Raw genomic sequence first — 13,297 nt, forward strand, 5'->3', positions numbered from 1 at the left:
CCGGCTCAGGCCGCCGTGAGGGCGGCATCCGGCGCGGCCGGGGCCCCGGGGGCGGCGAGCGGACGCTCCCGCAGGCTCAGGGCCAGCCGCAGCACGGCGATCCACATCAGGGAGGATCCGAGCATGTGCGCACCGACCAGCACCTCCGGCACATCGGTGAAGAACTGCACATAGCCGATGGCGCCCTGCGCGAGGAGCACGCAGATCAGCTCCCGGGCACGCGCCCGGGTGTCGTCGGGGGCGTCCACGATCCGCAGCGCCAACCACGCCGCCACGGCGAGCACGCACACCAGCCAGGCCAGTGCGGCGTGCACATGGGCCGCGTCCACCCAGTCGAAGGGCATCCTCGGCACGTCGCTGCTGTCGCCCGCGTGCTTGCCGGAGCCGGTCACGATCGTGCCCGCCGCGATCAGCAGGCCCGCCGCGACGGTCACTGCCCGGGACAGCCGGCGCACGGGGAGCGGGACCCGGGGCCGGGGCGCGGTGTCGCCCTCGCCCGCCCGGATCCAGGTGACCGTGGCGACCGTCAGCAGCGCGTTCGCCGCGAGGAAGTGCCCGGCCACCGTCCACGGGTTGAGGCCCGCCCACACGGTGATGCCGCCGAGGACCGCGTTGCTCATCACGACCCAGAACTGGGCCCAGCCGAGCCGGGTGAGCCCTCGCCGCCAGGGCTTGGTGGAGCGCGCCGCGATGATCGCCCAGCCCACCGCCGCGGACAGGACGTACGTCAGCATCCGGTTGCCGAACTCGATGGCGCCGTGGATGCCCTGCTCGGGCGTCGCGAACAGACTGTCGTCCGTGCACTTCGGCCAGGTGTCGCAGCCGAGTCCGGAGCCGGTCAGCCGGACCGCGCCGCCGGTGACGATGATGACCACGCTCATCACGACGGGTGCGAGCGCGGCGCGCCGGAGCACCTTGGGGGACGGCGTCCAGCGCTTGGCGATATGGGCGAGGGGGGTTTGCACGGCGACTATCGTAGAGGGGCGCTTGTGCGTGATTTCACGAGGGGCCCCCGGGGCGTCGTCGCCGGGCCGTACCAGGGGCCGCGCAGGCGCTCACTCCCAGCGGAAGAATCTCGCCGCCGCGGCGAGTCCCAGCACCGCCCAGCCCGCCAGGATGCCCAGGTCGCCCCACGGCAGTGCCGCGCCGTCGCGGAGCACGTCGCGCAGCCCGTCGGAGAGCGCGGAGATCGGCAGCAGCGAGAGGACCGTCTGCGCCGCGTCCGGGAACCTGTCCAGCGGCACGACCACCCCGCCGCCGACCAGCAGCAGGAGGAAGACCAGATTGGCCGCGGCGAGGGTCGCCTCGGCCCGGAGCGTGCCGGCCATCAGCAGACCGAGGCCCGAGAAGGCCGCCGTGCCCACGACCAGCAGCAGCGCCACGGCGACCGGACCGCCCCGCGGCGACCAGCCGAGCCCGAGGGCGATCAGCGTCAGCAGCGCGACCTGCAGGACCTCCGTGACCAGGACGGCGAGCGTCTTGGCCGCCATCAGCGCCCAGCGGGGGAGCGGGGAGGCGCCCAGCCGCTTCAGCACGCCGTAGCGGCGCTCGAAGCCGGTGGCGATCGCCTGGCCCGTGAAGGCGGTGGACATCACGGCCAGAGCCAGGACGCCGGGGGCGAGGAAGTCCACGGCCCGGCCCCCGCCCGTGTCGACGATGTCGACGGTCGAGAAGAGCACCAGCAGCAGTGACGGGATGATCACCGTCAGCAGCAGCTGCTCGCCGTTGCGGAGCAGCATCCGTGTCTCCAGCGCCGCCTGCGCCGTGATCATCCGGACGACCGGCGCACCTCCCGGCCTCGGGGCGTACGCGCCCCTGCCGCCGGGCGAGTCCGATGTGCCGGACGTCCGGTCCGTGGTCACCTCAGCGGTCACGACCGCAGCTCCTTCCCCGTGAGCTCCAGGAAGACGTCCTCGAGGGTGTGGCGTTCCACCGAGATGCCGTCCGGCATCACCCCGTGCTGCGCGCACCAGGAGGTGACGGTGGCGAGCAGCTGCGGGTCGACGGTGCCGCTGATCCGGTAGGCGCCCGGTGTCAGCTCGGTCGCCGCGGTGCCGTCCGGCAGCGCCTTCAGCAGGGAGCCGAGGTCCAGGCCGGGGCGGCCGGTGAAGCGCAGGGTGTTCTCGGCGCCACCCCGGCACAGCTGCTCGGGGCTGCCCTGGGCGGCGACCCGGCCCGCGTCGACGATCGCGACGTCGTCGGCGAGTGCTTCCGCCTCGTCCATGAAGTGGGTGGTCAGGACGACCGTCACGCCGTCGGCACGCAGCTCGCGCACGAGGTTCCAGGTGGCGCGCCGGGCCTGCGGGTCGAGTCCGGCGGTCGGCTCGTCCAGGAATACCAGTTCGGGCCGGCCCACGACGGCCATGGCCAGGGCCAGCCGCTGCTGCTGTCCGCCCGAGAGCCGCCGGTAGGTCGTCCGGCCGCACGAACCGAGGCCGAGCCGTTCGATCAGGGCGTCCACGTCGAGGGGGTGGGCGTGCAGCTTCGCCATGTGGCGCAGCATCTCGTCGGCGCGGGCGCCCGAGTACACGCCGCCGGACTGCAGCATCACGCCGATCCGCGGGCGCAGCCGTGCGGCGTCGGCGACCGGGTCGAGACCGAGGACGCGGACCGTGCCGGAGTCGGCGCGGCGGTAGCCCTCGCAGGTCTCGACGGTGGTGGTCTTCCCGGCCCCGTTCGGGCCGAGGACGGCGGTGACCGTGCCGGTGCGGACGTCGAGGTCGAGCCCGTCCACCGCGGTTCTGGCTCCGTACCGTTTGACCAGGCCCCGTACCCGGACGGCGGACTCGTTGTTCATGCCGGGCAGTCTAGGGAGGGGTGAGGGGCCGCCGGGGCCCCGGGGCGGGATCCCGGCCCGGGGGAGGGCATGGTTCCGGCCACCCGCCGAGGTGCCCGGGAGGCGGTGGCCGCTCCCTCGGGACGGCGGTGCGCAGGGGCGCTCCGAGAGGGACGAATCGCCGGTCAGCGGGGGTGGACGGGTATCGCGAGTGCCTTTCGCCCGCCCGCTTCCAACCCCGCCGGATCGATCCCCCGACTGATCGTTTCCGCAGGTCAGGTTAGGTTTCCCTAAGTGATGCACGGCACCGCCCGTCCGGCGGGGCGCGGCTTGTCAGTCTCTCGGGAATTACGCAACAATGGCGTTGTGAAAAACGGCGGAGCTGTGGGGGAGTCCCCCCAGGAGGAGCTCGCGACCGGGGAGCGGTCCACCCGCAACCGGGTCGCGCGGTCGATCCTGGACCACGGCCCGTCCACCGTCGCCGATCTCGCCGGGCGTCTCGGACTCACCCAGGCCGCCGTGCGCCGTCATCTGGACGCACTCGTCTCCGACGACGTCGTCGTGGCCCGTGAGCAGCGCGTGTACGGCGCCCGCACCCGAGGCAGGCCCGCCAAGGTCTTCGCGCTCACCGACTGCGGCCGGGACGCCTTCGACCAGTCCTACGACGTGCTCGCCGTGGACGCCCTCCGCTGGATCGAGGAGAACGCGGGAGGCGAGGCCGCCGTCGCGGCCTTCGCCCGCGACCGCATGGAGGCCCAGGCCGAGGCGTACCGCCGGGCCGTGGAGGCCGCCGGTCCCGAGGCGCGTACCGATGCTCTGGCCAAGGCGTTGACCGCGGACGGGTACGCTGCCACGGCGCGTAACGCCCCGGTCGGCGAGCAGCTGTGTCAGCACCACTGCCCCGTCGCCCATGTGGCCGAGCGGTATCCGCAGCTGTGCGAGGCGGAGACCGAGGTCTTCTCCCGTCTGCTCGGCACGCACGTACAGCGTCTGGCCACCATCGCCCACGGCGACGGCGTGTGCACGACCTTCATCCCGAAGGCCGGTCACCGGTCCGACGACCGGCCGGCCGACGGGTCCGGCGGCACCAGCACGACCAGCAACACCGACAAGACCACTTCGCAAGCATCTGCAAGCACGGCCGGGAGGAACCCCGCATGACTCTCCCCACGGAGACTGCCCACCCTGAGCTCGAGGGCCTGGGCAAGTACGAATACGGCTGGGCCGACTCCGACGTCGCGGGCGCCTCCGCGAAGCGCGGCCTCTCGGAGGACGTGGTCCGGGACATCTCCGCGAAGAAGTCCGAGCCCGAGTGGATGCTGAAGATGCGTCTGAAGGGCCTGAGGCTCTTCGACAAGAAGCCCATGCCGAACTGGGGCTCCGATCTCTCCGGCATCGACTTCGACAACATCAAGTACTTCGTGCGGTCCACGGAGAAGCAGGCGGAGTCCTGGGAGGACCTGCCCGAGGACATCAAGAACACGTACGACAAGCTCGGCATCCCCGAGGCCGAGAAGCAGCGCCTCGTGGCCGGTGTCGCCGCGCAGTACGAGTCCGAGGTCGTCTACCACCAGATCCGCGAGGACCTGGAGGAGCAGGGCGTCATCTTCCTGGACACCGACACCGCGCTGAAGGAGCACCCGGAGCTCTTCAAGGAGTACTTCGGCACGGTCATCCCGGCCGGCGACAACAAGTTCGCCTCGCTGAACACCGCGGTGTGGTCCGGCGGCTCCTTCATCTACGTGCCGAAGGGCGTGCACGTCGAGATCCCGCTCCAGGCCTACTTCCGGATCAACACCGAGAACATGGGCCAGTTCGAGCGGACGCTGATCATCGTCGACGAGGACGCCTACGTCCACTACGTCGAGGGCTGCACCGCCCCGATCTACTCCTCGGACTCGCTGCACAGCGCCGTGGTCGAGATCATCGTCAAGAAGGGCGCCCGCTGCCGCTACACGACCATCCAGAACTGGTCGAACAACGTCTACAACCTGGTCACCAAGCGTGCCGTGGCGTACGAGGGCGCGACCATGGAGTGGGTCGACGGCAACATCGGCTCCAAGGTCACGATGAAGTACCCCGCCGTGTACCTGATGGGCGAGCACGCCAAGGGCGAGACCCTGTCCATCGCCTTCGCGGGCGAGGGCCAGCACCAGGACGCCGGCGCCAAGATGGTCCACATGGCGCCGAACACCTCGTCGAACATCGTCTCCAAGTCGGTGGCGCGAGGCGGCGGCCGCACCTCCTACCGCGGTCTGATCGAGATCGGCGAGGGCGCCCCCGGTGCCAAGTCCAACGTGCTCTGCGACGCCCTGCTCGTCGACACGATCTCCCGGTCCGACACCTACCCGTACGTCGACGTCCGCGAGGACGACGTCTCCATGGGGCACGAGGCCACCGTCTCCAAGGTCTCCGAGGACCAGCTCTTCTACCTGATGAGCCGCGGCCTCTCCGAGGACGAGGCGATGGCGATGATCGTGCGCGGCTTCGTCGAGCCGATCGCCAAGGAGCTGCCCATGGAGTACGCCCTGGAGCTCAACCGGCTGATCGAGCTGCAGATGGAGGGCGCGGTCGGCTGACGCCGGCGCCCCACCCGCAGCGACGCAGAATCTCACGTAGGAAGCGAGCAACACGACAGCCATGGCTGAGGCTCAGAACATCCCGGTGGGCTCCACCACCGCCGGCTCGATCGCGGTGGCCGCGGAGTCGACCGTCGCCACGCGCATGAGCGCGCCCCCGTCCTTCGACGTGGCGGACTTCCCGGTCCCGCACGGCCGCGAGGAGGAGTGGCGGTTCACGCCGCTGGAGCGACTGAAGGGGCTCCACGACGGCACCGCGAAGGCCGACGGTTCGATCAAGGCGGAGGTGGACGCCCCCGACGGCGTCACCGTCGAGTCCGTGGGACGCGACGACGCGCGGATCGGCAAGGCGGGCACGCCCGTCGACCGGGTCGCCGCGCAGGCGTTCTCCTCCTTCGAGAAGGCCACCGTCGTCTCGATCCCCAAGGAGACGGTCCTGGCCGAGCCGGTGCGGGTCACCCTGCACGGCGAGGGCGGCACCACCTTCGGGCACACGGTCTTCGAGATCGGCGCCTTCGCCGAGGCCGTCATCGTCATCGACCACACCGGTGACGCCGTGCGCGCCGCCAACGTGGACTTCCTGATCGGCGACGGCGCCAAGGTCACCTTCGTCTCCGTCCAGGACTGGGACGACACGGCGGTCCACTGCTCGCAGCACAACGCGCTCGTCGGCCGTGACGCCACCTTCAAGTCGGTCGTGATCACCTTCGGCGGCGACGTCGTCCGCCTCCACCCCCGTGTCGAGTACGCGGGTACGGGCGGCGAGGCCGAGCTGTTCGGCCTGTACTTCACCGACGCGGGCCAGCACCAGGAGCACCGCCTCCTGGTCACCCACAACACGCCGCACTGCAAGTCCAACGTCGTCTACAAGGGCGCGCTCCAGGGCGACGACGCGCACGCCGTCTGGATCGGTGACGTCCTCATCGAGGCCAAGGCCGAGGGCACCGACACCTACGAGATGAACCGCAACCTGGTTCTGACCGACGGCGCCCGCGTCGACTCCGTGCCCAACCTGGAGATCGAGACCGGGGAGATCGTCGGCGCCGGCCACGCCTCCGCCACCGGCCGCTTCGACGACGAGCAGCTCTTCTACCTGATGGCGCGGGGCATCCCGGAGGCCGAGGCCCGCCGCCTCGTCGTCCGCGGCTTCTTCGCCGGACTCGTCCAGCAGATCGGTCTGCCGGACGTGGAGGAGCGCCTCATCGCCAAGATCGAGGCGGAGCTGGAGGCGTCCGTCTGATGGCCTTCGTCCGCGCCTGTGGGCTGAGCGAGCTGGAGGAGGACACCCCGAAGCGGGTGGAACTCGACGGCACGCCGGTCTCCGTCGTCCGTACGGAGGGCGAGGTGTTCGCGATCCACGACATCTGCTCGCACGCGAACGTCTCCCTCTCCGAGGGCGAGGTGGAGGACTGCCAGATCGAGTGCTGGCTGCACGGCTCCAGCTTCGACCTCCGCACCGGCAAGCCGTCCGGCCTTCCCGCGACGCGCCCCGTCCCCGTGTACCCCGTAAAGATCGAAGGGGACGATGTGCTCGTCTCCGTCACCCAGGAGTCCTGAGTCACCCATGGCAACGCTTGAAATCCGCGACCTGCACGTCTCCGTCGAGGCCGAGAACGGCCCCCGGGAGATCCTCAAGGGCGTCGACCTGACCGTGAAGCAGGGCGAGACCCACGCCATCATGGGCCCCAACGGCTCAGGCAAGTCGACCCTCGCCTACTCCCTCGCGGGCCACCCCAAGTACACGATCACCGGTGGCACCGTGACCCTGGACGGCGAGGACGTCCTGGAGATGTCCGTCGACGAGCGCGCCCGCGCCGGCCTCTTCCTCGCCATGCAGTACCCGGTCGAGGTCCCCGGCGTCTCGGTCTCCAACTTCCTGCGCACCTCCGCCACCGCGATCCGCGGCGAGGCTCCCAAGCTGCGCACCTGGGTGAAGGAGGTCAAGGAGACCATGGAGAGCCTCCAGATGGACCCCTCGTTCGCCGAGCGGAACGTGAACGAGGGCTTCTCCGGCGGTGAGAAGAAGCGCCACGAGATCCTCCAGCTCGAGCTCCTCAAGCCGAAGATCGCGATCCTCGACGAGACGGACTCCGGCCTGGACGTCGACGCGCTGCGCACGGTCTCCGAGGGCGTCAACCGCGTCCGCGGGACCGGTGAGGTCGGCACCCTGCTGATCACCCACTACACGCGCATCCTGCGCTACATCAAGCCCGACTTCGTCCACGTGTTCGCGAACGGCCGCATCGCCGAGTCCGGCGGCGCCGAGCTCGCCGACAAGCTCGAGGCCGAGGGCTACGAGGCATACACGAAGGGTGGCGTATCCGCGTGACACAGATGCCGGGCCTCCTCGACACCGAGGCGATCCGCAAGGACTTCCCGATCCTGGACCGCGTGCTCCACGACGGCAGGAAGCTCGTGTACCTGGACAACGCGGCGACCTCGCAGAAGCCGCGCCAGGTGCTGGACGCGGTCGCCGAGTACTACGAGCGCTACAACGCCAATGTCCACCGCGGTGTGCACGTGCTCGCCGAGGAGGCCACGGCACTGTACGAGGGCGCTCGCGACAAGGTCGCCTCCTTCGTCAACGCGCCGAGCCGCGACGAGGTGATCTTCACCAAGAACGCGTCGGAGTCGCTGAACCTCGTGGCGAACATGCTGGGCTGGGCCGATGAGCCCTACCGCGTGGACCGCGAGACCGAGATCGTCATCACGGAGATGGAGCACCACTCCAACATCGTTCCGTGGCAGCTGCTGGCGCAGCGCACCGGCGCGAAGCTGAAGTGGTTCGGCCTCACCGACGACGGCCGCCTCGACCTCTCCGACATCGAGGAGGTCATCACGGAGAAGACGAAGATCGTCTCCTTTGTGCTGGTCTCCAACATCCTGGGGACGGTCAACCCGGTAGAGCAGATCGTCCGCCGGGCGCAGGAGGTCGGCGCGCTCGTCCTCGTCGACGCCTCGCAGGCCGCCCCGCACATGCCGCTGGACGTCCAGGCCCTCGGCGCCGACTTCGTCGCCTTCACCGGTCACAAGATGTGCGGTCCGACCGGCATCGGCGTGCTCTGGGGCCGCCAGGAGCTGCTGGAGGACCTGCCGCCGTTCCTGGGCGGCGGCGAGATGATCGAGACCGTCTCGATGCACTCGTCGACGTACGCCCCGGCGCCGCACAAGTTCGAGGCCGGTACCCCCCCGATCGCCCAGGCCGTCGGCCTCGGTGCCGCCGTGGACTACCTCGACGCGATCGGCATGGACCGGATCGCCCAGCACGAGCACGCGATCACCGAGTACGCCGTCCGGCGGCTGCAGGAGGTCCCCGACCTGCGGATCATCGGCCCGGTCACGGCCGAGGACCGCGGCGCGGCCATCTCCTTCGTGCTCGGGGACATCCACCCGCACGACGTGGGGCAGGTGCTCGACGAGCAGGGCATCGCCGTCCGGGTCGGCCACCACTGCGCACGGCCGGTGTGCCTCCGGTACGGAATTCCCGCGACCACCAGGGCGTCGTTCTATCTGTACTCCACGCCGGGCGAGGTGGACGCGCTGGTCGACGGCTTGGAGCACGTCCGTAACTTCTTCGGCTGAGGGGCCTGACGTGAAGCTTGATTCGATGTACCAGGACGTCATCCTGGACCACTACAAGCACCCGCACGGGCGGGGCTTGCGGGACGGCGACGCCGAGGTGCACCACGTCAATCCCACCTGCGGCGACGAGATCACGATGCGTGTGAAGTACGACGGCACACGCATCGAGGACGTCTCCTACGAGGGGCAGGGCTGCTCCATCAGCCAGGCGTCCGCCTCCGTGCTGAACGAGCTGCTCGTCGGCAAGGAGCTCGCCGAGGCGCAGAAGATCCAGGCGACGTTCCTGGAGCTGATGCAGTCCAAGGGCCAGATCGAGCCGGACGACGCGATGGAGGAGGTGCTGGAGGACGCGGTCGCGTTCGCCGGCGTCTCCAAGTACCCGGCGCGCGTGAAGTGCGCCCTCCTGAGCTGGATGGCATGGAAGGACGCGACGGCGCAGGCGCTGTCCGAAGGGAAGACCGCATGACTGAGAACCGCGAGACCACGGCGGAGAAGGACTGGCCGGACGAGGAGACCTTCTCCTCCGAGGCCGCGGCGCCGACGAGCACGAAGGCCTCCGAGGAGGAGGTCCGCGAGGCCCTCTACGACGTCGTCGACCCCGAGCTGGGCATCGACGTGGTCAACCTCGGGCTGATCTACGGCATCCACATCGACGACGCCAACATCGCGACCCTGGACATGACGCTGACGTCCGCGGCCTGCCCGCTGACGGACGTGATCGAGGACCAGGCGAAGGCCGCGACCGACGGCATCGTCAACGAGCTGAAGATCAACTGGGTCTGGATGCCGCCGTGGGGACCGGACAAGATCACGGACGACGGCCGTGAGCAGCTGAGGGCGCTCGGCTTCAACGTCTGAGACCGCTCGGCTCCGCCCCCGACGCCGGGGCGCGGCGCCGGGGCGCGCTCCGGCCGGGAACCTCCGTCCGGCCGACCGTGGAGGGAGGGCGTCAGGGACGTCCGTGGCGCGGAGACGTGACGGTCCTCGGGGACCGGGTACGGCCGTGCCCGCCAGTCCGACTAGCGGGCACGGCCGTACGTGCGTACGGCCCCGTACCGGGTCAGCCGGCGACCGGCGGGGCCGGCGGATGCGGTCCCGTGCCGCCCGCCGCGGAGGCCAGCACCGGCGCCAGGTTCTCGTTGCGGATGCGCTGGTCGACGTAGAGGAGCCCGGTCACCAGCTGGGGGAACGTCGAGGTGACGATCTGCGCGACCAGCTGGCCGACCAGGGCCAGGGCGAACCAGCCGGACATCCCGACGAGGAGCGTCGCGAGATCCTCGCCCTCGTCCAGGGGCGCGGTACCCGCCATCGGGAAGACGCTCGTCGCGTCGACCGCCTCGCGGATCACGATGCTCACCACCGCCGCCATCAGATAGCCGAGCAGCGAGATCCCGAAGATCCGCCACCAGCCGCCGCGCACCAGGTCCCAGGAGCGGCGCATCGACCGGACCGGGCCCTGCCCCTCGAAGACCGCGACATGCGCGGCCAGGCTGAACTTCACCCAGAGCCAGACCGCGACCGGCGCGGTGGCCAGTACCCCGAGGAAGCCGAGCGCGGCCGGCACGCCTGCCGCGCCTCCGTCGCCGTCCAGCGAGGTCAGCAGGCCGACCATCAGGGCCACGAAGCCGACCATCAGCAGGGCCACGGGCACGAGAGCGATCAGGCCGGTGAGGAGGACGGTGCCGAGCACCGCCGGAACCCTTACCCAGGCCCGGCGCCAGACCGCACCGAAGACGACCGGCCGGCCGAGCACCGTGTCCTGGAGGACGGCGGGGACCGCTGCCGTGACCACCGTCGTGGACAGGAGCATCACCACGACGGCGAACACCCAGACGCACACGAACGCGACGACCAGGGGCTGTACCTGGTCCCAGGACGGCTCCCCGCCCCGGGGCAGGTCGACGATCTCGTGCAGCCTGTCGCCGACCGCCGAGTACGCCATCGCGATCGCCCCGCCGACCAGGAGCGCCGCGCCGAGATAGACGGCGACGGCGGTGCCGTACAGCTGTTTCCAGCCACGGCCGATCGACGCGAACGCACCGCCCAGGACGTCACCGAGGTCGAGCGGGCGCAGCGGTATCACTCCCGGCTTCGGTGCCGGGGGAGGCCCCCAGCCGCCCCAGCCGGGGGCTCCGCCGTATCCCGGCGCCCCGCCCGAGCCGGGAGTGCCGTCGTACGGTCCGGATCCCGGCCCCATGTTGTTGTCCGACATATGTCTTGCCCCCACCCGGTCGCCCCATCTGACCGGGACACGGTAGCTGGCCCGAACGCGCCGGAGGACGCCGGTACCCGTCTCGTCATGTACGACCGGCCCCTTTCTTGTGTACGGTCGTACACATGGCATACGGACTGCTGGCCGCGGCGATCGCGGCGGAGGTCGCCGGCACCACGGCGATGAAGTACAGCGAGGGCTTCACCCGGCTCTGGCCCTCACTGGTCACCGTCATCGGGTACGTGATCGCCTTCGCGCTGCTGGCACAGACGCTGAAGACCCTCTCCGTCGGCACGGCCTACGCGATCTGGGCGGGCGTCGGGACCGCCGCCGTCGCGGCGATCGGCATGGTGTTCCTGAACGAGTCCACCAGCCTCGTGCGGATCACCGGCATCGCGCTGGTCGTCGCGGGCGTCGTCGTGCTCAACCTCGGCGGCGCGCACTGATGGGGCGCCGGTACGACCCCGATCGGCGCCAGCGCATCATCGACGCGGCCATCCGGGTGGTCGGGCGCCACGGCATCGCCCGGCTGAGCCACCGCACGGTCGCCGCCGAGGCGGACGTGCCGCTGGGATCGACGACGTATCACTTCGCCTCGCTGGACGAGCTGCTGGTCGCCGCGCTGCGCCAGGCCAACGAGAGCTTCGCGACCGCCGTCCGGGACAGCGGGGTCCTCGCGGACCCCTGCCGGGATCCGGCCGGTGAGCTGGCCCGGCTGATGGGGGAGTGGCTCGGGCGCGAACGCAGCGGGGTGGAACTGGAGTACGAGCTGTATCTCGCCGCCCTGCGCCGCCCCGCGCTGCGCCCCGTCGCGGCGGAGTGGGCCGACGGCGTCACCGAGGTCCTCGCCCGCCGCAGCGACCCGGTGACGGCCCGGGCCCTGGTGGCGCTGATGGACGGGATCTGCCTCCAGGTCCTGCTCACGGACACGGCTTATGACGAGGAGTACGCGCGCGAGATGCTGGGCCGGATCCTGTCCGCCGGGCGGGTCTCCGCCCGGCCCGCCCCGGCGGCCCGCACGGGGGACGGCCCGCCGGGGCACGCGCCCGGCACCTGAGACCGGTTCGCCCCCGCCCGGCCCCGCCGGTTAGGTTCTCCTCATGACTGACTCGCCCGACAGCACCACCGCACCTCGCCCCACCGGAGCCGTCGCCGCCGGTCTCGCCACCATCGCCGGTGACGGCACCGTGCTCGACACCTGGTTCCCCGCCCCCGAGCTCTCCGCCGAGCCCGGCCCGGCCGGTACCGAGCGCCTCACGCCCGACCAGGCGGTCAACCTGCTCGGTGAAGGCGCCGCCAGGGCCGTCGGTGTGGACGCCCGGCGCGAGGTCGAGATCGTCGCCGTACGCACGGTCGTCGCCTCGCTCGACGAGAAGCCGATCGACGCCCACGACGCCTACCTGCGCCTCCACCTGCTCTCGCACCGGCTCGTGCGGCCGCACGGCCAGAGCCTCGACGGGGTCTTCGGGCTGCTCGCCAACGTCGCCTGGACCTCCCTGGGGCCCGTCGCCGTCGACAACGTCGAGAGGGTGCGGCTCAACGCCCGCGCCGAGGGCCTCCATCTCCAGGTGACCTCGATCGACAAGTTCCCGCGGATGACGGACTACGTGGCGCCCAAGGGCGTCCGCATCGCCGACGCCGACCGCGTCCGGCTCGGCGCGCACCTCGCCGAGGGCACCACGGTCATGCACGAGGGCTTCGTCAACTTCAACGCGGGCACCCTCGGCACCTCCATGGTCGAGGGCCGTATCTCCGCCGGCGTCGTGATCGGCGACGGCTCCGACATCGGCGGCGGCGCCTCCACCATGGGCACCCTCTCCGGCGGCGGCAACGTGATCATCGCCATCGGCGAGCGCTGCCTTATCGGCGCCGAGGCGGGTGTCGGGATCGCGCTCGGCGACGAATGCGTCGTCGAGGCCGGTCTGTACGTCACCGCGGGCACCCGCGTCACGATGCCCGACGGGCAGATCGTCAAGGCCCGTGAGCTGTCCGGCGCCTCGAACATCCTCTTCCGCCGCAACTCGGTGACCGGCGCCGTCGAGGCCCGTCCGAACAACGCGGTCTGGGGCGGTCTCAACGAGGTGCTGCACAGCCACAACTGAGGCCGGCTGTCGCCGCCCCGGGGACCGGAGGTCCGCTCCCCGGGGC

Annotated in this window: 15 protein-coding genes; 11 read left to right on the forward strand and 4 right to left on the reverse strand. The window is 70.9% G+C overall.

Annotation, left to right across the window (positions count from 1 at the left end):
• Nucleotides 1-5 precede the first annotated feature (5 nt).
• The 3 genes from O7595_RS26270 to O7595_RS26280 all read right to left on the reverse strand — a co-directional run bounded on the left by O7595_RS26270 (nucleotide 6) and on the right by O7595_RS26280 (nucleotide 2,797).
• Nucleotides 6-974 carry a COX15/CtaA family protein gene (locus O7595_RS26270; RefSeq protein ID WP_269732628.1) on the reverse strand — a complete coding sequence of 323 codons (969 nt, stop codon included), beginning with the start codon at nucleotides 972-974 and terminating at the stop codon, nucleotides 6-8.
• 81 nt (nucleotides 975-1,055) lie between these two features.
• Complete coding sequence (locus tag O7595_RS26275) at nucleotides 1,056-1,772, reverse strand: ABC transporter permease (RefSeq protein WP_269732629.1); 717 nt, start codon at nucleotides 1,770-1,772, stop codon at nucleotides 1,056-1,058.
• Between the two features lie 98 nt (nucleotides 1,773-1,870).
• On the reverse strand, nucleotides 1,871-2,797 hold the full coding sequence (locus O7595_RS26280) for an ABC transporter ATP-binding protein (protein WP_269731078.1): 927 nt from the start codon (nucleotides 2,795-2,797) through the stop codon (nucleotides 1,871-1,873).
• Nucleotides 2,798-3,142: 345 nt separating this feature from the next.
• Here O7595_RS26280 and O7595_RS26285 point away from each other — a divergent pair, with 345 nt between their 5' ends.
• From O7595_RS26285 to O7595_RS26320, 8 genes are all read left to right on the forward strand, one after another.
• Nucleotides 3,143-3,937, forward strand: a complete 795-nt coding sequence (locus O7595_RS26285; RefSeq protein ID WP_269731079.1) for a helix-turn-helix transcriptional regulator — start codon at nucleotides 3,143-3,145, stop codon at nucleotides 3,935-3,937.
• The gene (gene sufB, locus O7595_RS26290; protein ID WP_269731080.1) at nucleotides 3,934-5,355 is read left to right on the forward strand and encodes a Fe-S cluster assembly protein SufB; all 1,422 of its coding nucleotides are present in this window, start codon (nucleotides 3,934-3,936) and stop codon (nucleotides 5,353-5,355) included. The genes O7595_RS26285 and sufB overlap by 4 nt, the downstream gene beginning before the upstream one ends.
• Nucleotides 5,356-5,416: 61 nt before the next feature.
• Nucleotides 5,417-6,595, forward strand: coding sequence for a Fe-S cluster assembly protein SufD (gene sufD, locus O7595_RS26295; RefSeq protein ID WP_269731081.1), 1,179 nt, complete (start codon nucleotides 5,417-5,419; stop codon nucleotides 6,593-6,595).
• Nucleotides 6,595-6,912 (forward strand): non-heme iron oxygenase ferredoxin subunit, encoded by a 318-nt coding sequence (locus tag O7595_RS26300; RefSeq protein WP_017948817.1) that lies wholly within the window; start codon nucleotides 6,595-6,597, stop codon nucleotides 6,910-6,912. Before sufD ends, O7595_RS26300 begins: the two co-directional genes overlap by 1 nt.
• A 7-nt stretch (nucleotides 6,913-6,919) precedes the next feature.
• Nucleotides 6,920-7,684 carry a Fe-S cluster assembly ATPase SufC gene (sufC, locus tag O7595_RS26305; protein ID WP_269731082.1) on the forward strand — a complete coding sequence of 255 codons (765 nt, stop codon included), beginning with the start codon at nucleotides 6,920-6,922 and terminating at the stop codon, nucleotides 7,682-7,684.
• The gene (locus O7595_RS26310) at nucleotides 7,681-8,937 is read left to right on the forward strand and encodes a cysteine desulfurase (protein ID WP_269731083.1); all 1,257 of its coding nucleotides are present in this window, start codon (nucleotides 7,681-7,683) and stop codon (nucleotides 8,935-8,937) included. The genes sufC and O7595_RS26310 overlap by 4 nt, the downstream gene beginning before the upstream one ends.
• A gap of 10 nt (nucleotides 8,938-8,947) precedes the next feature.
• A complete protein-coding gene (gene sufU, locus O7595_RS26315) occupies nucleotides 8,948-9,403 on the forward strand; it encodes a Fe-S cluster assembly sulfur transfer protein SufU (protein ID WP_269731084.1) in 456 nt (151 codons plus the stop codon).
• The gene (locus tag O7595_RS26320) at nucleotides 9,400-9,795 is read left to right on the forward strand and encodes a metal-sulfur cluster assembly factor (RefSeq protein ID WP_269731085.1); all 396 of its coding nucleotides are present in this window, start codon (nucleotides 9,400-9,402) and stop codon (nucleotides 9,793-9,795) included. The genes sufU and O7595_RS26320 overlap by 4 nt, the downstream gene beginning before the upstream one ends.
• Before the next feature lie 202 nt (nucleotides 9,796-9,997).
• Here the strand turns inward: O7595_RS26320 and O7595_RS26325 are convergent, their stop codons facing one another.
• A complete protein-coding gene (locus tag O7595_RS26325) occupies nucleotides 9,998-11,149 on the reverse strand; it encodes a DUF7847 domain-containing protein (protein WP_269731086.1) in 1,152 nt (383 codons plus the stop codon).
• A gap of 125 nt (nucleotides 11,150-11,274) precedes the next feature.
• On the opposite strand from O7595_RS26325, the gene O7595_RS26330 reads away from it, so the two are divergent.
• The 3 genes from O7595_RS26330 to dapD are packed head-to-tail and all read left to right on the forward strand — an operon-like array spanning nucleotide 11,275 to nucleotide 13,251.
• Complete coding sequence (locus O7595_RS26330) at nucleotides 11,275-11,595, forward strand: DMT family transporter (RefSeq protein ID WP_269731087.1); 321 nt, start codon at nucleotides 11,275-11,277, stop codon at nucleotides 11,593-11,595.
• Complete coding sequence (locus O7595_RS26335) at nucleotides 11,595-12,206, forward strand: TetR/AcrR family transcriptional regulator (protein ID WP_269731089.1); 612 nt, start codon at nucleotides 11,595-11,597, stop codon at nucleotides 12,204-12,206. Before O7595_RS26330 ends, O7595_RS26335 begins: the two co-directional genes overlap by 1 nt.
• Before the next feature lie 43 nt (nucleotides 12,207-12,249).
• On the forward strand, nucleotides 12,250-13,251 hold the full coding sequence (dapD, locus tag O7595_RS26340; RefSeq protein ID WP_269731090.1) for a 2,3,4,5-tetrahydropyridine-2,6-dicarboxylate N-succinyltransferase: 1,002 nt from the start codon (nucleotides 12,250-12,252) through the stop codon (nucleotides 13,249-13,251).
• Nucleotides 13,252-13,297: the final 46 nt, after the last annotated feature.

Origin of the sequence: Streptomyces sp. WMMC940 (assembly GCF_027460265.1) — a bacterium.
Classification (GTDB): domain Bacteria; phylum Actinomycetota; class Actinomycetes; order Streptomycetales; family Streptomycetaceae; genus Streptomyces.